The organism is Atlantibacter sp. MEI4A-1023 (assembly GCF_056155425.1).
This window is the reverse complement of the sequence record NZ_CM149568.1, coordinates 3,126,760-3,146,257: the sequence shown is the minus strand read 5'-3', so window position 1 is coordinate 3,146,257 and position 19,498 is coordinate 3,126,760. Positions and strand designations below refer to the sequence as shown.

Sequence of the window (19,498 nt, the reverse complement as noted above, 5' to 3'; positions counted from 1 at the left end):
GCTACAGCAAGCGATTGACGTAGGCGTCAATGTCACTGATATCTTTTTCAATACCTGGAGCATCCTTCTCACGAATATTATGCTCCAGCGTTTCACATAACTGCTTGCCGGGGACAAGATTGAGCATGGCGAACACACCTTTCAGGCGGTGCGCCGTCTGAGCCAGCGCAGCAAAATCGCTTGTCGCTGCCTCAGTATACAATCTCTTCACATCGTCCGGTACTGTGTCGACAAACAGGGCGTAATAGCCGCTGGCGTGAAGTTGAGCATTTTCATCACCGCCCAGAGGAGATTCCGGGCTGGCTTCCTGCGCCAGTTGCTCTTCTATTAGTTGTAGCACCGCTTCCTGCAAAGCTGCGCTGATATTAAAGTTAACACGCAGTTTACCCGGTGCTAACTGTTGTACGCGGTCCTCATCATCGCTTAAAAGCAGGCCGGTTGCTGTAAGATTTGACGGATTATCAGTTAAGAAAATATCAAACTCTTGACTTATCAGCCGTTCGTCAGGGGTGATGCAACTCGCGCCCCAGCTTTCCAGCAGGCGAACCACCACCGCGCGCACTTCATTAGATGTAACATCTACCATCGCGACGACATCATCCAGCAAACGCTCTTCGTCTTCTTCTTGCTTCGATTCCACCGCCATATTGAGATGCAACGAATAGCGCGTCCCCAGCTCATTACGCGATTTAATATTCAGATAACCACCTAGCTGTTTCGCCAGTTGGTTACACAGGTAAAAGGTGAGCCCATTGGCTTTACCGAAGCGGTCGGCAGAGGTGTCGTTGAGGAACGGGAAATGAAGGTTATCGATTTCCTGCGCGGTCAGCCCCTGTCCGGTATTCAGAATACGCAACGTCAGGCGCTCGTTCGCCGACTCTTCCTGGCTGACTTCGAGGGTGATTTTGCCAATATCGGTGGTGGTCACCGCGTACTGCAACAGCATCAGCAGGATCTTTTTCAGCGCACCGCGATCCCCGTAACGGCTTTCATTGGCGGCCAGTTGGTTCTTGACCAGCAGTTGCAGGCCTTTGCGCTTGGCGGCGGGCAGGACCTGCGGCACAACCTCGTCGATCACTTCCTGGATGGAGAACTCGCTCTGCATGGTTTTCCAGCTTTCGGTTTCCAGCAGATTTAACAGCTGAATTTCATCCACCAGCCGCACGATTTCATCGGCATGATTGACCAGGGCACGGTTGTCAGAACTGGCAGCCAGCCCCGCCTGTTCTGCCAGCTTCATAACCGGCGTTTTTAACGCTTCACCAATATGTTGCATAAACGCCGCACGGCCCTGCTGGTTTTTCTCATACAGGCGCTGCGCCTGTTTGAGTTTCTTATTCACCAGGATTTCCCGATCCTGCTCGCGGATCACGAAAATTTGCGTGCGGGGCACCACCTGGCTGCGGAACTGGCGGATCTCATACAGTTCATTATTGATGGTCGCCTGAATCACGCCCTGGTGCTGATCGGCCATTGCGGTAATGTTTTGCAGGTTTAAATGCGGCAACAGATGATCGGCGATACCGTTGCTGATCAGCGTGCGGTTTGACTCCAGATCGTGCACCAGCAGGCCAAGCGGCAACAGCGTAACGATCTCTTCATTCAGCGCACGCAGCTTTTTCATCTCTCCCTGCCAGGCGTTCGGCACGTTGTTTTCAACCCGGCGTGTCGGCTGGTTGCGGAACGTGGTGTAGCCGAACAGCGCCAGCGCCAGCAGGCCAATATTCAGCAGCAGCGGCAACAGGATATTTTGCAGCGTTTCCATCAACAGCGTGCCGAAGGGGACTTCCCACACCAGCTTCAGATGGGTGGAATTCAGCGGCGAGGTGATCTCAATGCGTGAGCTGTTGAAATTAATGGTGACGCTGTCGGGATCTTCCCGGTCATTGCCGGCCTGGACGCTTTGGGTGTTGTCCTGGTCGAGACGGAAACTGTCCAGCGCCATACCCGGCGGGATCAAATCATTAATCGGTAAGTCAAACGCCACCACCGTCGCCAGATGGCCGGGCTGGTTAAACGTGGTGCGCAGGGTAAAGTAGTGGCCGTTTTGCCAGGCGAGGCGGCGCAGGGCGGAGAAACTTTCACGTTCATCCAGCGCGTTAGCCTGTTGCAGCATCTCTGCACGGCGAGAATCAACGACGTTGCTGATCGACCCCTCTTTAAAGCCGGTGGATAAATCTTTTAACGGCAGGGTAGAGACCAGAATCATGCTGTTATCCTGGCCATTCAGATAATACATCGACCAGGGCACGTTCTCAGCGCCCCACAGGGTGTCCAGGTAATTTGATATCCGTTGGGTCATCTCCAGCGTTGAGCTGTCGTGCGAGCCGAAAATCAGCGCCTCGGTTTTGCGGCGCGGTTTTTCGAGGTAGTAAACGTCCTGGCGCAGACGGGTTTCCTGTAATCCCTCGTTCGCCGGCGAGGTGGAAGGCGCGATGTTGTCGTAAATCTGCCATGTGGCGTAGCGGTAGGTATCGATGCGCTTGTGCAGCGCATGGGTGATATCGACGATTTGATAGCTTTTATCTTTAAGCCAGGTGTTGACGGCGCTCTGAGTAATCACCCCCATGGTGACCAGCAAGACCACGATAAGCAGAAGAAAAAAACGCGTGATGCTGCCCGGCATCAAAGAAAACTTGTTGGGGATCATTGTGTCTGACTGACTCATTATCGTGTGTTGTCCGCTGGCTAAAGGCGTAATAAAAAGCGTATAGCGTCGGTTCCATGACGCGATCGCGGTAGCAAGCGGCAGGCGCGCGCAAAGATACCGACACCGCAGTATAAAGCGAACAGCGTGATTTTCCAGACCAGTCGTGCGAAAGCGGGTGCGTTGAGCGGATCCGCAGCAAGTAAAATAAAAGCAGAATAAAAGAAATAACGTACTGGAATTAATAATTAAAAGACAAAGGCAAACGTAGCGGTAATAGCACAAATAATCAAAGTGAGGCGGTGGAATAAATTAAGAGACCGCATTATTACGCAGCAAGCTTATCCATAGACGCGGTGGGGCGTAGCACAGATTTAATCAATTAACGTAAAGAAGCGTAAAAAAAACCGGATGCGAGCATCCGGTTGAAATAGGGGTGAAACTGACATTCAGGATCGAATGACGGTAATAAATAAAGTTAATGATGATAGCGATATCTATTTTAGTGAGGAATAGAGAAAAGGTTTTATCATTCAGTGCGGTAAAAAGGCTTTTTGTTTAACTTATTGTTATTATTGAAATATTGATATTTTTTGATTATCAGTGCGATAATTTTTAGCTTTTCGTGCTAAAAAAAGTTCCCTGATTTTTACATGTTGTTACACCTATAATGCAAAATGAAACACCTTAAAAGTTTTAGTATCATATTCGCATTGGATTAATCTGGATTTGTTTTGGACAATGGGTTCGCCGACTGATTAGAGGATTAATCAGTAAGCAGTGGTAATAAGAAAAGGCATATATAAAGGCATATAACAGAGGGTTAATAACATGAAAGTTAAAGTCCTGTCCTTATTGGTACCGGCGCTGTTAGTCGCGGGTGCTGCAAATGCGGCTGAAATTTATAACAAAGACGGCAACAAACTGGACCTGTACGGTAAAGTAGACGGTCTGCACTATTTCTCTGATGACGATGGTTCTGATGGCGATCAGACTTACATTCGTCTCGGCTTCAAAGGCGAAACCCAGGTTAACGACCAGGTCACCGGTTACGGTCAGTGGGAATACCAGGTCCAGGGTAACACCACTGAAAGCGAAAACAACGCCTGGACTCGTCTGGCATTCGCGGGTCTGAAAGTGGGCGACGCAGGTTCTTTCGACTACGGTCGTAACTACGGTGTTGTTTACGATGTGACTTCCTGGACAGACGTTCTGCCGGAATTCGGCGGCGACACCTACGGTTCTGACAACTTCCTGCAATCCCGTGCTAACGGCGTTGCTACTTACCGTAACACCGACTTCTTTGGTCTGGTTGACGGCCTGAACTTTGCTCTGCAATACCAGGGTAAAAACGGCAGCGTGAGCGGCGAAGACTTCGGCGGTCGTGGCGTACTGAAACAGAACGGCGACGCGTACGGCGCATCCGTAACTTACGATCTGGGCGCTGGCTTCGGTATCGGTGGTGCGATGTCTTCCTCCAAACGTACTGCTGACCAGAACAACCTGGCGGGCATCTACGGTAACGGCGACCACGCAGAAACCTATTCTGGCGGCCTGAAATATGACGCCAACAACCTGTACCTGGCCGCACAGTACACCCAGACTTACAACGCAACCCGTTTCGGTGGCGACTCCAGCGCTGCTGCTTACGGTTTTGCTGACAAAGCGCAGAACTTCGAAGTGGTTGCTCAGTACCAGTTCGACTTCGGTCTGCGTCCGTCCGTGGCTTACCTGCAGTCTAAAGGTAAAGACATCTCCAACGGCGTAGCCAACTACGGCGATCAGGATCTGCTGAAATATGTTGATGTAGGTGCGACTTACTACTTCAACAAAAACATGTCCACCTATGTTGATTACAAAATCAACCTGCTGGATGAAAACCAATTCACCCGTGATGCCCGTATCGCGACTGACGATATCGTAGCGCTGGGCCTGGTTTACCAGTTCTAATCCCGACCAGTCTGTATCAAGGGAGCCTGCGGGCTCCCTTTTTTTATCCCGCTTCCCGACAATTTTCGAATTTTGTTGTACCCTGCGGGCCTCAACAAAGGGGTAGCAATGAATGAGACGTTTATCAGGGCTTTGCATGGGATGGGTGGCCGCCGTTCTTGTGCTTTCAGGATGCGATAACTCGCAGCAATCGGCTGCACCCGCCCAGCGGGCCGTGGTGCTGGAAGGCAAAACCATGGGGACATTCTGGCGGGTGAGCCTCGCGGGCGTGGAACCCTCACGCGAAGCGGCGCTACGCGAAAAGATTCAAGCCCAGCTCGACGACGACGACCGGCTGCTCTCTACCTGGAAAAACGATTCGGCGCTGATGCAGTTTAACCATTCCGCCAGCACCGATCCCTGGCCGGTGAGCGAAGCCATGAGCGATATCGTCACGCTGGCGCTGCGCATCGGCCATAAAACCCAGGGCGCGATGGACATTACCGTGGGGCCGCTGGTGAATTTGTGGGGCTTCGGCCCGGACAAACAGCCGGTGAAAACCCCGTCAGACGCCGATATCGAACAGGCGAAAAACCGCGTCGGCATTGAGCATCTGAAAGTGATTCAGTCGGCAGGCGCGCAGTATCTGCAAAAAGATCTTCCCGATCTTTTTGTCGACCTCTCTACCGTGGGTGAAGGCTATGCCGCCGATCATCTGGCGCGCCTGATGGAACAAGCAGGCATTAACCGCTATCTGGTCTCAGTGGGCGGGGCGCTGGTCAGCCGGGGCACCAATCCCGAAGGCCGGTCGTGGCGGGTCGCCATCCAGCAGCCGACGGATCGGGAAAACGCCGTGGCGGCGGTAGTGGATATTAACGGCCACGGCATCAGCACCGCCGGGAGCTATCGCAACTATTACGAACTGGATGGCAAGCGCTTGTCGCACGTGATCGACCCGGCCACCGGGCATCCGATCCAGCATACGCTGGTGTCCGCCACGGTGATCGCTCCCACGGCGCTGGAAGCAGACGGCTGGGACACCGGGCTGATGGTGCTGGGGCCGGAAAAAGCGAAAGCGCTGGCGCTGGAGCAAAAGCTGGCGGTATATCTGATTGTGAAAGAGCCGAAGGGTTTCTCTACCTGGATGTCGCCGCAGTTCGAAACCTTCCTGCTGTCGCAGAAAAATTAAAAAGCAAGAAACTGAGTTTTTTGGCGCAGCCTTACTGCCAGAGTAGGGCTACCTTTAAAGAGGAGCGAGCCATGAAACAATCTGTCTACCACACCGACGATGCGCGCTGGCAGGCGGTGGAAACCCGCGATGCCCGTGCCGATGAGCAGTTCGTGTTCGGGGTTATCACTACCGGCATTTTCTGTCGTCCGTCCTGCCGGGCGCGCCATCCCCTGCGCCAGAATGTGCGTTTCTGGCAGGACGCCGACGCCGCGCAGGCCGCCGGGTTTCGGCCCTGCAAACGCTGCCAGCCGGAAAAAGCGCCGCTGCGCCAGCAGCGCGTCGCGCTGATCCGTAAAGCCTGCGAATTGCTGGATGCCAGCGAGGAAGCCCTCACGCTTGACGCCCTGGCGCAGGAGATGGCCATGAGCCCGTACCATTTTCATCGCCTGTTCAAATCGGTTACCGGATTAACGCCCAAAGCCTGGCAAACCGCCCGGCGCAATCAGCGGCTGCGCGATGCCTTAACTCACGGCGAGGCGGTGACGCCCGCGCTGTATCAGGCGGGTTTTGGTTCCGGGAGTAATTTTTATCGCGGTGCCGACGCCACGCTGGGCATGACGGCGAAACAATTCCGCAGCGGCGGCAAACAGCTGAGCCTGCGCTACGCTCTGGTGGATTGCCATGTCGGGCGTTGCCTGGTGGCGCAAAGCGCGCGCGGGATCTGCGCGGTACTGTTAGGGGATGACGACGAGCAGCTTGAGGCGGAACTGGCCGGGCTGTTTCCGCTGGCTGAGCGCCATCTGGCACAGGACGATTTTAGCGATATTCTCGAAAAGGTCGTCGCTTGCATTCATGCGCCAGAAAACCGCCTTGACCTGCCGTTAGATTTCCAGGGCACGCTGTTCCAGCAACAGGTCTGGGAAGCGTTGCGCGCTATTCCGGCGGGGGAAACCGTCAGTTATCAAACGCTGGCGGCGCAGGTGGGCAAACCCAATGCAGTGCGTGCCGTGGCCAGCGCCTGTGGCGCGAACCGGCTGGCGATTATCGTGCCCTGTCACCGGGTGATCCGCCAGGACGGGCAGCTTTCAGGCTACCGCTGGGGCGTAGCGCGTAAAGCGGCGCTACTGCATCATGAAGCCAAAAAGGAGACCTGATGCTCGATCTGTTTGCTGAAGATGAACCCTGGCAGGAGCCGCTGGCACCCGGCGCGGTGATCCTGCGCCGCTTCGCCCGCCAGGACAGCGCCCAACTGATGGCGGCGATTAGCGAGGTTGCCGCTCAGTCGCCGTTTCGCCATATGGTGACGCCCGGCGGTTACACCATGTCGGTGGCGATGACCAATTGCGGTGCATTAGGCTGGACCACCGACCGGCGCGGCTATTTGTATGCGCCCGTCGATCCGCAAACCGGCAACCCGTGGCCCGCCATGCCAGAAAGCTTTCAGCGCCTGTGCGACGTGGCATCCCAGGCGGCGGGTTATCCTGACTTCACGCCAGATGCCTGCCTGATCAACCGCTATCAACCGGGGGCAAAACTGTCGCTGCATCAGGATAAAGACGAACCCAACCTGGCCGCACCGATTGTCTCGGTTTCACTGGGATTACCGGCGGTATTTCAGTTTGGCGGCCTGACGCGCAGCGCGCCGCTACAGCGGATCATGCTGGAGCACGGCGACGTGGTGGTATGGGGCGGTCCATCACGCCTGTTTTACCACGGGATCCAACCGCTAAAAGAGGGGGAGCATCCCCTGGCTGGCGGCTACCGTTACAACTTAACCTTCCGCGCCGCAGGGCATTACGAATAAAAATAAGAATTATTCTTGCCGTCGCTCGCCAGCCGTTTACACTGCATGCCTGATTGATTTTCTGCTGTGGATTGCTGCTATTTATGGAACTCCTGCTGGTCGTCTGGCGTCAGTATCGCTGGCCTTTTTTGATGGTGATGGCGCTGAGCCTTGCCAGTGCCGCATTAGGCATTGGGCTTATCGCGTTCATCAACCAACGCTTAATCGAAAACGTCGATATCTCCCTGGCGGTATTGCCTGAATTCCTCGGTCTGCTGCTGCTGTTGATGGCGGTGACGCTGGCCTCGCAGTTAGCGCTGACCACCCTCGGCCACCATTTTGTCTACCGCCTGCGCGGTGAGTTTATCAAACGTATTCTCGACACCCCGGTTGAGCGGGTGGAGCAACTCGGCAGCGCCTCGCTGCTGGCGGGGCTGACCAGCGATATCCGCAATATCACCATCGCCTTTGTGCGTTTGCCGGAACTGGTACAGGGCATCATTCTGGCGATTGGCTGCGCCTGGTATCTGGCGGTACTGTCGCCGAAAATGCTGGTGATCACGACTATCTGGGTGGCGATCACCATCTGGGGCGGATTTATGCTGGTGGCGCGGGTTTACCGCCATTTGGCGATCCTGCGTGAAACCGAAGACAAACTGTATAACAACTACCAGACCGTGCTGGAAGGGCGTAAAGAGCTGGCGCTTAACCGCGAGCGGGCTGAACATATCTTCGATAAGGTCTACCAGCCGGATGCCAAAGAGTATCGCCACCACATCGTGCGCGCCGACACCTTCCACCTCAGCGCGGTGAACTGGTCGAACATTATGATGCTGGGGGCGATTGGCCTGGTGTTCTGGATGGCGAACAGCCTCGGCTGGGCGGATACCAACGTGGCGGCGACCTTTTCGCTGACGCTGCTGTTTCTGCGTACTCCGCTGCTGTCGGCGGTGGGCGCGCTGCCAACCTTGCTGACCGCCCAGGTGGCGTTCAATAAGCTGAATAAATTCCAACTCGCGCCGTACAAACCGGAGTTTGCCCATCCGCAGCCGCGCGCGCCGTGGCAGACCCTGGAGCTGCGCAATGTGGAATTCCGCTACGGCGATAATTCATTTGCCGTGGGCCCGATTAACCTGACCCTTCATCGCGGCGAGCTGCTGTTCCTGATCGGCGGCAACGGCAGCGGTAAGTCCACTCTGGCGATGCTGCTGACCGGGCTGTACCAGCCGGTAGCCGGTGAGATTTTGCTTGATGGACAGGTGATTAGTGCCAACAACATGGACGAGTACCGCAAACATTTCTCGGCGGTGTTTACCGATGTCTGGCTGTTCGACCAGTTACTTGGCCCACAGGGCCAGGCCGCCAGGCCAGAGCTGGTGGATCAGTGGCTGCAACGCCTACAAATGTCGTCGAAGCTGGAACTGGATAACGGCAAGATCCTCAATCTTAAGCTGTCGAAAGGGCAGAAAAAGCGCGTGGCGCTGCTGCTGGCGCTGGCGGAAGAGCGCGACATCATTCTGCTGGACGAATGGGCCGCCGACCAGGACCCGCACTTCCGCCGTGATTTTTACCAGGTTCTGCTGCCGTTAATGCAGCAAATGGGCAAAACCATTTTCGCCATCAGCCATGACGATCACTACTTTATCCACGCCGACCGGCTGCTGGAAATGCGTAACGGGCAGTTGAGCGAGCTGACCGGCGACGAGCGCGACAGCGCCAGCCGTGACGCGGTCGCCCGCACCGGCAGTTAAGCCGCGCGTTCACGAAAAAAGCCAGCATTCGCTATCGATGCTGGTTTTTTTTTATCCGCTTGTCCTCGCCGTTTAGTAAAATTTACAAAGCGCCCGCTATGCTTAACGGATCGTAAACAGACGAAGGGGCGGGATAGCCCTGCTGAATTTTCTTTTCATGGAATGCGCGACTTATGGTCTCTACAACCCCGTATAACGTAAAACAGCGCGCCGAAGACCGGCTGCAAATCCTCACATTGCTGGCGGCGGATAAAGCGGTCACTCAGGGCATACTCGGCAAACTCGCGCCGGGGCATCACGATGCCGAGCAGGTGCTGGAAGCGATTGATAATATCGCCTTACGGGTGCAGCGCCTGCCTGCGCCGGATCTCGCTGATACCCTGGAATCTCTGCCGTCGGAAGAACGCCACGCCATCTGGCGATTGGTGGGCGATGAAAAGCGCGGCCACGTTCTGCTCGAAGCCTCGGATAACGTCTGGGACGATCTGATCGACGAGATGAGCGACCAGGCATTGATCGACGCCATCAGTACCCTGGATATCGACGAACAGATTTATATCGCCCAACACCTGCCGCGCAATTTGATCGGTCGCCTGTTGACCTCGCTCCCGGCCCGCGAGCGCGCCAGGGCGCGCCAGATGCTGATGTACGATAAAAACAGCGTCGGCGCGATCATGGAATTTGAGGTGATCACCGTACGCCCGGAAATCACCCTGGCGACGGTACAGCGCTACCTGCGTCGGTTGGGCAAAATGCCGCACAACACCGACAAACTGTTTGTGGTCAATCGCGATAACACCCTGATTGGCGAACTGGAGTTAACCACTATTTTACTCAACCGCCAGCAGGCGGTGGTGTGCGACGTGATGGACGCCAACCCGGTGATCCTGACGCCGGAAGTTCGCGACGAGGATGCGGCGCGTATTTTCGAACGCGATAACCTGGTGAGCGCTGCCGTGGTGAACGAGCGGGGCAGACTAATTGGCCGTCTGACCATCGATGAGATCGTAGATGTGGTATACGAAGAAACCGATAACGATCTGCGCCGAATGGGGGGCTTAAGCACCGAAGAGGACGTGTTCGCACCGGTAGCCAAAGCGGTAAAAACCCGCTGGGCGTGGCTGGCGATTAACCTTTGCACCGCGTTTATCGCCTCGCGGGTCATCGACGGATTTGAACATACTATCGCGCAACTGGTGGCGCTGGCGTCATTGATGCCTATCGTGGCGGGGATTGGCGGCAATACGGGCAATCAGACCATTACCATGATTGTGCGCGCTCTGGCGCTGGGGCAAATCCAGCCGGGCAATATTCACTTCCTGATGCTGCGTGAAATCGGTGTGGCGCTGATTAATGGCCTGGTGTGGGGCGGCATAATGGGCGGCGTCACCTGGTGGCTGTACGACGACCGGGCGCTGGGCGGGGTCATGACGCTGGCGATGATGCTCAATTTACTGGTGGCAGCGATCATGGGCGTGCTGATCCCGATGATCATGACCCGCTTAGGGCGCGACCCGGCGATTGGCTCCAGCGTGATGATCACGGCGATCACCGATACCGGTGGGTTCTTTATTTTCCTCGGGCTGGCGACGCTGTTCCTGCTGTAAAAAAGGGCCGCATTTGCGGCCCAGTTGCTTATTCGGCTAAAGAAGGGACTGCCTGTTGCGCGAGCTTCGCGGCAAGCATGGCTTCCAGTTTGTCCTGATCTTCAGCGAACAGGCGGATCCCTTCCGCCAGCTTATCCACCGCCATAGCATCCTGATGATGCTGCCAGTAGAACTCGGCTTCGCTAATCGGCGATGGACGGTTTTCCACCGCCACATCGGCGCTCAGTTTCGCCTCAACGCTGCCTTCCCGTGCGTCCAGTTCGCTTAACAGGGCAGGGGAAATGGTCAGGCGATCGCAACCGGCCAACGCCAGCACCTGCTCCGTTTTGCGGAAACTGGCGCCCATAATCACCGTCGGATAACGATGCGCTTTGTAGTAACGGTAGATATCCCGCACCGACACCACGCCAGGGTCGCTTTCTGCCTGGTAAGTTTCCTGCGGCTGATGCTGTTGATACCAGTCGTATATCCGCCCGACGAACGGCGAAATCAAATACACCCCTGCTTCGGCGCAGGCGCGGGCCTGTGCGAAAGAGAACAGCAGCGTCAGGTTGCAATTAATCCCTTCGTTTTCCAGTTCTTCGGCGGCGCGAATGCCTTGCCAGGTGGCGGCAAGCTTAATCAGAATGCGCGATTTATCGACGCCCTGTTGCTGATACAGGCGGACAAGCTTACGCGCTTTGGCGACACACAGCCCGCGATCGAACGAGAGGCGCGCATCCACTTCAGTTGAAACGCGCCCCGGCACATGCTTAAGCAGTTCCAGTCCAATATTCACCGCCAGCTTGTCGCTGGCGTTGATGATCTGCGTTTCACGGTTGCCGCCCTGTTGAACGGCGAACTGGATCGCGTCGTCGATGAGCGGTTGATAGTGAGGAATGGCCGCCGCCTTGAGGATCAGCGACGGATTAGTGGTAGCGTCCTGCGGTTTAAAACGGCGAACGGCCTCGATATCGCCGCTGTCCGCCACCACGGTAGTGATACGTTTGAGTTCATCTAACTGACTCATGATCAAGATCCTTTCAGAGCTCAGAGGTTAAGCGGCAGCCGGAGATTACGCAGACTTGCCCAGATTCTCGTAATACGTGATTTTTTCGACTTTCGGCGCGGAGCGTCCGCCTTCGAATTCCGACGCCAGCCACACGTCAACGATATTCTTCGCCAGTTCCGGGCCGATCACGCGTGCGCCCAGGGTCATTACCTGCGCGTCATTGCTTTTACGGGCGCGTTCGGCGGAATACGTGTCGTGGCACTGAGCCGCGCGCACGCCGGGGACTTTGTTAGCGACAATCGCCATCCCGATGCCGGTACCACACAGCAAAATGCCGCGCGGGTAGGTGCCATCGCCGATGGCGCTGGCGAGGTTAAAGGCGATATCCGGGTAAATTAACGGGTTGTCGCCGACGTCATGGCTGAAATCGACGACTTCAATGCCTTTCGACTGCAAATGGGACTTCACCAGATTCTTCAGCTCCGTCGCTGCATCATCAGCACCAATCGCAATTGTTAACATAGTGGTTTCCTCACATCAGGGTACAGGGGAAGTTTGGCTGTTCATCTGAACGGTTTCTATTCATGTGAACAATCTCTGGCTGGATAAAAAGTAGCTTTTAATAAACATAAGTTCAACACATTTTCATATGAACAGTGAAAAATGACTTCTTCTACCTCTTTTTAGGGTGTTAAGCCTCGCGTATCGCTCAAAATAGACATTTTGAGGGCGATCACAATTTCATTGGATGCTCATTTGCACAAATCTTATGAACTGTTAATGTTCATTTGTCATGTAGCGAAAATGTGAATAGGAAACGCCAATAGATATGGAACGGGGCTTATCCATAATCGCGATTTATAGACAACACCCATTTTCCTCTGATCCCACCGGTAACCCGATTTACCCGGAAGGAGAGACACTGTGACCAGCACTCATCAAAACGTAGCGACTGACGTAGAAAAGTCAGCCATTCGTAAGATCTCGATTCGTCTTGTGCCATTTGTTGCTCTGATGTTCTTTATTAACTTCCTCGACAGGACGGCCATCTCGTTTGCTGGCCCTAACGGCATGATGGATGACCTGGGTATTCAGGTCGCACAGTTCGGCCTGGCCTCCGGGATTTTCTTTATCGGCTATATTTTGCTGGAAGTGCCCAGCAACCTGGCACTGCACCGCTACGGCGCGCGTCGCTGGCTGGCGCGTATCATGGTTTCCTGGGGTATCGTTTCGCTGTTATTCACCTGGGTGAGTAATGTCGAAGGGCTGTATATCCTGCGGTTGCTGCTCGGTGTGGCGGAAGCGGGCTTCTTCCCTGGCGCGATCTTCTTCTTAAGCGCCTGGGTTCCGGCGCGTCACCGCAGCAAAATTCTGGCGCTGTTCTATCTGGCGCAGCCGCTGACCGTGGTATTCGGCGCGCCGCTGGCGGCCTGGTTTATCAATCAACATGGCTTGTTCGGGCTGGAAGGCTGGCGCGTGATGTTCCTCGGGGTGTCGGTGCCGGCTATCGTGGTAGGTATCATCGCCTGGTTCTATCTGATCGATAAGCCGAACGACGCCAAATGGCTGACGTCGCAGGAGAAAGAGTGGCTTAACAACGAGCTGGCGCGTGAAGACGCTCAGAAATCCAGCGCCGCTAACCACAGCCTGCGCTCGGCGATGTCCAACGCCCGCGTCTGGGTGCTGTGCCTGATCTACTTCGGCTTCGTGTACGGCCTGTATGCGCTGGCGTTCTTCCTGCCGACCATCATCGGCGGCTTCCAGAGCCAGTTCAACGTTACCTTTGGCGTGATGCAGAAAGGGCTGATCACCGGCGCGCCGTATCTGGTTGCGGCCATCGTGATGTACTTCTGGTCGCGTGATGTCTCCCGTCGCGGCTGCAAAACCTGGCATATCGCCATTCCAGCCCTGGTCGGCGCGATCACCGTGCCCACCGCGCTGTATATGGAAACGCCGTTTGCCACCATGGTGGTGATCTCGTTAACCGCCAGCGCCATCTTTGCGGCACTGCCAAACTTCTGGACCTTACCTACCCAGTTCCTGTCGGGCGCCTCTGCGGCGGCGGCGGTGGCGTTAATCAATACCCTCGGCAACGTGGCCGGTTTCTCGGCGGGCTACATCACTGGCGCGTTGCATGACGCCACGCACAGTTATCTGGTGCCGATGATGGTGGTAGGCGGATTTATGCTGCTGTCGGCGATTATGATGCTGGTGTTAAGCCGCATTCCCCACACAAAGCCCGCCGCTGATGTGAAGATGAAACGAGCAGGAGAGCACTAATATGACATGGCTATTTAATAATCCCTCCGAATTTGCCAAAGAGATGGTGGCTGGTTTTGTCAGCGCCAACGCTGAAATCGTGCGGCAGGTGCCGGGCGGGGTTATTCGTAATACCCAAAGTCAGCCAGGGACGGTGGCGATTGTCATCGGCGGCGGCTCGGGCCATTACCCGGCGTTCGCCGGGCTGGTGGGGCAGGGGCTGGCGCACGGCGCGGCGATGGGCAACCTGTTTGCCTCGCCGTCGGCCCAGCAGATTTGTTCGGTGGCGAAAGCCGCTAATAACGGCGCAGGCGTGCTGTTAGCGTTCGGCAACTACGCGGGCGACGTACTGCACTTTGGTCTGGCCCGTGAACGGTTGATTGCCGAAGGCATTCCCTGCGAATTGATCGCCGTGACCGATGACATCACCAGCGCATCGCAAAATGAAATAGAAAAACGCCGCGGCGTGGCGGGGGATCTGGTGGTGTTTAAAGCCGCCGCCGCCGCCGCCGAAAAGGGCGCGTCGTTGCAGGAGGTGCTTGCCATCGCCCAACACGCCAACGACCGCACCCGCACCATCGGCGTGGCGTTTTCCGGCTGTACTCTGCCGGGGGCTGAACATCCATTGTTTACCGTGCCGGAAGGGCAGATGGGCTTTGGGATGGGCATCCACGGCGAGCCGGGTATCCGCGAAATGGCGGTGCCGGGGGCCGGTGAGCTGGCCGATATGCTGGTGGAACATTTGCTCAACGAATTACCGCCAGGCGTCAGCGCCAGGGGCGCGCGGGTTGGAGCGATCCTCAACGGCCTCGGCTCGGTGAAATATGAAGAACTGTTCGTGGTGTGGCACGGCGTTCAGCAGCGCCTGATCGAGCAGGGTGTGATGCTTGCCGATGTGCAGGTGGGCGAATTCGTTACCAGCTTCGATATGGCAGGGCTGTCGCTGACTCTCGCCTGGTTTACCGACGAGCTGGAAGCGCTGTGGCTGGCACCGGCCTATAGCCCGGCCTTTAAACGCGGCTCGGTGATTGTCGCGCAGCCGTTACAGGCCAGCGACAGCGGCGAATGCCAGCAGGACACGGTGCCGGACGCCTCTGACGTATCGCGTGAAGCCGCCGTTCGCGTCGTCGCGATGGTGGATGCGCTGGCCGACGTGGTGATTCAAAACGTAGAAGAGTTAGGCCGTATCGATGCTATCGCGGGCGACGGCGACCACGGTATCGGTATGGAGCGCGGGGTACGCGCGGCACGGGACAGCGCGCATCGCTGCCTGGCGCTGGGCGCAGGGGCGGGCACGGTATTACAGCAGGCCGCCGACGCCTGGGCCGACCAGGCAGGCGGCACCTCCGGCGCAATCTGGGGCGTGATTTTAAACACCATCGGCACCGGGATCGGCAATCAACAGCGCCCGGATGCCCGCGTAGTGGCCCAGGCGGTCAACGATGCCGCCCACGGCGTGATGCATTTCGGCAAAGCCAAACCCGGCGATAAAACCCTGGTGGACGTGTTGCTGCCGTTTAGCGACGCGCTGATCGCGGAAGTGAATAACGGTTTACCGCTGGCCCAGGCCTGGAACAACGCCGCCCGCCACGCTGAGCAATGTGCCAAAGAGACCGCGCAACTGCTGCCGAAGATGGGTCGCGCCCGTCCGCTGGCGGAACGCAGCCTGGGCACGCCCGACGCCGGTGCGGTTTCTTTGGCGATGATCGTCACGGCGGTGGGCAACTGCTTTACCTCTGTCCCGGACAGCGCAAAAGAGGGGGCGGTATGTCAGTGAAACTGACGCTCGGCGTGAGCCTGAAAATGTATTTTGGCTATCAGCAAACGATGGAATGGAGCCAGCAGGTCGCGGAAATCCTTCGCCAGCACCCGCTGCTGAGCGCCTGCCCGCACGCCACGCTGTTTACCTTTCCGTCGGCACCAGCGATCGAGGGTACGCTGCGTACATTTAACGGCACCGCCATGAAGATCGGCACGCAAAACATCGCGCCCGCTGAACCTGGCGCGTGGACCGGAGAAACCAGCGCGGCGATGGTTAGCGAGATGGGCGGGAAGTTTGTTGAAATCGGCCACGCCGAACGTCGCCGTCATTTTCATGAGGACGAGGCGGTGATTTGCCGCAAAGTCCAGTTAGCGCTGGAGAATGGCTTAACGCCGGTGATTTGCATCGGCGAGCCGGAAAAAATGAGCCTCGACAGCGCCACCGCTTTCGCTATCCAGGAAGCGGACGTGATTATCCATTTTCTGCAACAGCACGCCCTCACCGGGGACTTAATTTTTGCCTGGGAGCCGCAGTGGGCTATCGGCGCGCCGCAACCGGCTTCCCCCGACTACATTCAGACCGTATGCGCAGGGTTGCGGGCGCATCTCTCAGCGCTGCCGGGCGATCACCGCGTGATTTATGGCGGCAGTGCCGGGCCGGGATTGCTGACCCAGCTGTGGCCGCACGTCGACGGGCTGTTTCTGGGCCGCTTCGCCCATCAGCCCGCCGCGATGCAGGCCATCCTTGATGAAGCCTACACCCTGTTAACGCATGCCGAAAATCAGGAGAGCGCATGAAACTTGGACTCAGTACTTACGCTTATTTCTGGCAACTGTCAGATAAAGCGCCCAAACCGATGAGCCTGTTTGAGGCTGTCGACGACAGCGCGCGTCTTGGCGCGACGGTGTTCCAGATTTGTGATTATCCGCAAATTACCGGCTGGTCATCCAGCGAACGGGCGCGCCTGGCGCAACATGCCGCGCGGGCCGGCATTACCCTTGAGCTTGGTACCAAAGGCGTCATGCCTGCGCACCTGCAACGCTACCTGGCGATTGCTGGCGAGCTGGATTGCGCCCTGCTGCGCACCATGATCAACAGCCCGGAACATCGTCCGACGCTTAGCGAAGCCCAGCGCAGCGTGGAAAGCGTGCTGCCGTCGTTTGAAAACCAGGGCGTGGCGATCTGTCTGGAAACCTATGAACAGGTGCCTACCGACGACAATATCGCGCTGGTGAAAGCGATTAACTCAGGGCTGGTCGGCATCTGCCTCGACCCGGCTAACTGCGTCGCCAGCCTGGAGGCACCAATGGACGTGGTGGCGAAAACCGCGCCTTACGTCCTCAACTGGCACGTCAAAGATTTCGCCTTCTCGCGCCGCGACGGCTGGGTGGGCTTTACTCTTGCGGGCGCGAAGCTCGGCGAAGGGTTGCTGCGCTACGATGAGATTTACCAGCAAATCGAGCCGCAAACCCGCGGCATTAACCAGATTATTGAGCACTGGTTGCCCTGGCAGGGCGACGGTGAATGTTCCTGCCGCGTCGAAGCGGCCTGGACTGAACACAACATGAAGTATCTGCTTGATAAACAAACCTCCAATCATTCCTCAACGATATCCAGGGAGTCACATCATGTCTGCTGAATTGAAAACTATTACCGTAATCGGTGCGGGCGGCAAAATGGGGATGCGTATTTCGGCGAATTTCCAGAAGAGCGACTATCACGTGTTTTACTGCGAAAACTCGCCCGCTGCGCAGCAACAGGTTACCGATCAGGGCCGTGAGCTTTCCGACGCGCAGTCCGTCGTGCCGGTGAGCGACGTGGTGATCCTGGCGGTGCCGGATATTGTGCTGGGCAAAGTGTCTGAAGCCGTGGTGCCGCAGATGAAACCGGGCGCAGTATTGCTGACCCTCGACCCGGCAGCGGCCTATGCGAACCTGATCGCCCAGCGCGACGGCATTGAATACGCGGTAGCGCATCCGTGCCATCCGTCGGTGTTCCTCCAGCGCTACACCAAAGAAGAACATGCCGATGCCTTTGGCGGCGTGGCGGCGGTGCAGCACGTGGCGGCCTCTTATGAAACCGGCAGCGATGCGCAAAAAGCCGAACTGAGCAAGGTGATCAGCTGCATGTATGGCCCGGTCGAGCAGGTGCACTGGGTGACGGTGAAGCAACTGGCGTATCTGGAGCCGACGCTGGTAGAAACCGTGGCCTGTATGGTCGGCGCATTTATGAAAGAAGCGCTGGATGAAACCGTCAAACACAGCGGCGTGCCGGAAGAAGCGGCGAAAGCGATGCTGTACGGCCATATTCAGATTGCCCTGGCCGTGGCGTTCCGCGCCACCAACCCGTTCTCCGACGCCTGCATGATCGCCATGGAATATGGCCGCGAGAAAATTGTGAAGCCGGACTGGAAAGTGATTTTTGAAGAGCAGGAGCTGGATAAAGTTATTGCCCGGATGCTGAAAATCGATAGCATTAAGCGTTAAGCCACAGGCTCTGCCGCGATCCGCGCGGCAGAGCATTGTTTCATTAAATTAATGTTTCTCTGATATAATTTTCTGCACCTTACAGGTCTTTTCTTTCCCGTCAATGGAGAACGCGCCTCGCATGGATAAATCCAGCCAGAGTCAGGATTTTGAACTACTCACCGAGATCGCTATTGCGTACTACTGCGATGAGGTGACTCAGGAAGAGATCGCGAATCGATTTGGTTTTTCCCGCATTAAAGTTGGCCGCCTGCTTAAGCGCGCCAAAGAAGAGGGCATTGTCGAAATCAATGTCCGCTACCATCCGGTGTTCAGCACCCAGCTTGAAAAGCAGATGCAGGAGCGTTTCCCGATTAGCCGCGCGTTAATCGCCCTCGACCATAACGACGAAGACGAACAGCGCCGCCAGGTGGCTGCGTTAGTCTCCGGTTATCTCGCCAACAACCTGCGCGACAATATGGTGGTAACCGTCGGCCAGGGCCGCAATGTGGCGGCGGTGGCGGAATACACCAGCCCCATTCAGGCGAAAGATTGCCGCTTTATTTGCGGAATTGGCGGCACGCACCGCACCGGCGACGTGATTAACGCCGACCACATCAGCCGTCTGTTGGCCAAAAAATTTGGCGGCAGCAGCGAGTCGCTGTACGCGCCTGCCTATGTGGAAAACCCGGAACTGAAAGCCGCGCTGATGCGCAATGGCACCATCAAAGAGACCCTCGATCGCGCCCGCAAGGCGGATATTGCGCTGGTGGGCATCGGCGATATGAACGAGAACAGCTATATGGTCAAGCTGGGCTGGTTTACCCCGCAGGAAATTAACGACGCCAGCCTGAATCAGGGCGTCACCGGGGATATCGCGGGTTATGATTTCTTTAACGCCCAGGGCAAGCACGTCAATACCGTTATGGACGACCGCGTCATTGGGTTGAGCGTGGAAGAGCTGCGCCAGATCCCGTGCGTGATTGCCATCGCCTCGGAGAACACGAAAGCAATGTCGATTATGGGCGCGTTGCGCACCGGGGCGATTGATGTTATCGCCACCAGCGCGCGCAACATCCGCACGATTTTGAGTATGACGCAGTAAGCTATCCTGTTAATCACGTCTCTATGAG

15 protein-coding genes are annotated in these 19,498 nt (G+C 56.6%); 12 read left to right on the top strand and 3 right to left on the bottom strand.

Annotated elements, in window-relative coordinates; translation table 11 throughout:
* Position 1: 1 nt before the first annotated feature.
* Entirely contained in the window at positions 2-2,668 is a 2,667-nt protein-coding gene (rcsD, locus tag ACVV26_RS15025) for a phosphotransferase RcsD (RefSeq protein WP_474798030.1), read from the bottom strand.
* Positions 2,669-3,478: 810 nt separating this feature from the next.
* Between rcsD and ACVV26_RS15020 the strand changes: the two genes are divergently transcribed.
* The 6 genes from ACVV26_RS15020 (at position 3,479) to mgtE (ending at position 10,888) form a co-directional block, all read left to right on the top strand.
* Positions 3,479-4,597 carry a porin OmpC gene (locus tag ACVV26_RS15020; RefSeq protein WP_474798028.1) on the top strand — a complete coding sequence of 373 codons (1,119 nt, stop codon included), beginning with the start codon at positions 3,479-3,481 and terminating at the stop codon, positions 4,595-4,597.
* Positions 4,598-4,733: 136 nt separating this feature from the next.
* Entirely contained in the window at positions 4,734-5,765 is a 1,032-nt protein-coding gene (gene apbE, locus ACVV26_RS15015) for an FAD:protein FMN transferase ApbE (protein ID WP_474801863.1), read from the top strand.
* 71 nt (positions 5,766-5,836) lie between these two features.
* A complete protein-coding gene (gene ada, locus ACVV26_RS15010; RefSeq protein WP_474798026.1) occupies positions 5,837-6,901 on the top strand; it encodes a bifunctional DNA-binding transcriptional regulator/O6-methylguanine-DNA methyltransferase Ada in 1,065 nt (354 codons plus the stop codon).
* Positions 6,901-7,551: a DNA oxidative demethylase AlkB gene (gene alkB / locus ACVV26_RS15005; RefSeq protein WP_474798024.1), complete on the top strand. Its 651-nt coding sequence runs from the start codon at positions 6,901-6,903 to the stop codon at positions 7,549-7,551. The genes ada and alkB overlap by 1 nt, the downstream gene beginning before the upstream one ends.
* Before the next feature lie 83 nt (positions 7,552-7,634).
* Positions 7,635-9,281 (top strand): multidrug ABC transporter permease/ATP-binding protein, encoded by a 1,647-nt coding sequence (locus tag ACVV26_RS15000; RefSeq protein WP_474798022.1) that lies wholly within the window; start codon positions 7,635-7,637, stop codon positions 9,279-9,281.
* Between the two features lie 173 nt (positions 9,282-9,454).
* The gene (gene mgtE, locus ACVV26_RS14995) at positions 9,455-10,888 is read left to right on the top strand and encodes a magnesium transporter (RefSeq protein WP_474798020.1); all 1,434 of its coding nucleotides are present in this window, start codon (positions 9,455-9,457) and stop codon (positions 10,886-10,888) included.
* Between the two features lie 28 nt (positions 10,889-10,916).
* Here the strand turns inward: mgtE and tal are convergent, their stop codons facing one another.
* Both tal and rpiB read right to left on the bottom strand, forming a co-directional pair.
* Positions 10,917-11,897, bottom strand: a complete 981-nt coding sequence (gene tal, locus ACVV26_RS14990; protein WP_474798018.1) for a transaldolase — start codon at positions 11,895-11,897, stop codon at positions 10,917-10,919.
* A 45-nt stretch (positions 11,898-11,942) separates the two neighbouring features.
* The gene (rpiB, locus tag ACVV26_RS14985; protein ID WP_312978352.1) at positions 11,943-12,401 is read right to left on the bottom strand and encodes a ribose 5-phosphate isomerase B; all 459 of its coding nucleotides are present in this window, start codon (positions 12,399-12,401) and stop codon (positions 11,943-11,945) included.
* Positions 12,402-12,803: 402 nt separating this feature from the next.
* Between rpiB and ACVV26_RS14980 the strand changes: the two genes are divergently transcribed.
* From ACVV26_RS14980 to ACVV26_RS14955, 6 genes are all read left to right on the top strand, one after another.
* Positions 12,804-14,159, top strand: coding sequence for an MFS transporter (locus tag ACVV26_RS14980; RefSeq protein ID WP_312978354.1), 1,356 nt, complete (start codon positions 12,804-12,806; stop codon positions 14,157-14,159).
* Between the two features lies 1 nt (position 14,160).
* Positions 14,161-15,915: a dihydroxyacetone kinase family protein gene (locus tag ACVV26_RS14975; protein ID WP_474798016.1), complete on the top strand. Its 1,755-nt coding sequence runs from the start codon at positions 14,161-14,163 to the stop codon at positions 15,913-15,915.
* Entirely contained in the window at positions 15,906-16,697 is a 792-nt protein-coding gene (locus ACVV26_RS14970; protein WP_474798014.1) for a triose-phosphate isomerase family protein, read from the top strand. The genes ACVV26_RS14975 and ACVV26_RS14970 overlap by 10 nt, the downstream gene beginning before the upstream one ends.
* Positions 16,694-17,539, top strand: coding sequence for a sugar phosphate isomerase/epimerase family protein (locus ACVV26_RS14965; RefSeq protein ID WP_474798012.1), 846 nt, complete (start codon positions 16,694-16,696; stop codon positions 17,537-17,539). Before ACVV26_RS14970 ends, ACVV26_RS14965 begins: the two co-directional genes overlap by 4 nt.
* A complete protein-coding gene (locus ACVV26_RS14960) occupies positions 17,529-18,386 on the top strand; it encodes a phosphogluconate dehydrogenase C-terminal domain-containing protein (protein WP_474798010.1) in 858 nt (285 codons plus the stop codon). The genes ACVV26_RS14965 and ACVV26_RS14960 overlap by 11 nt, the downstream gene beginning before the upstream one ends.
* 121 nt (positions 18,387-18,507) lie before the next feature.
* Positions 18,508-19,470, top strand: coding sequence for a sugar-binding transcriptional regulator (locus ACVV26_RS14955; RefSeq protein WP_312978364.1), 963 nt, complete (start codon positions 18,508-18,510; stop codon positions 19,468-19,470).
* Positions 19,471-19,498: the final 28 nt, after the last annotated feature.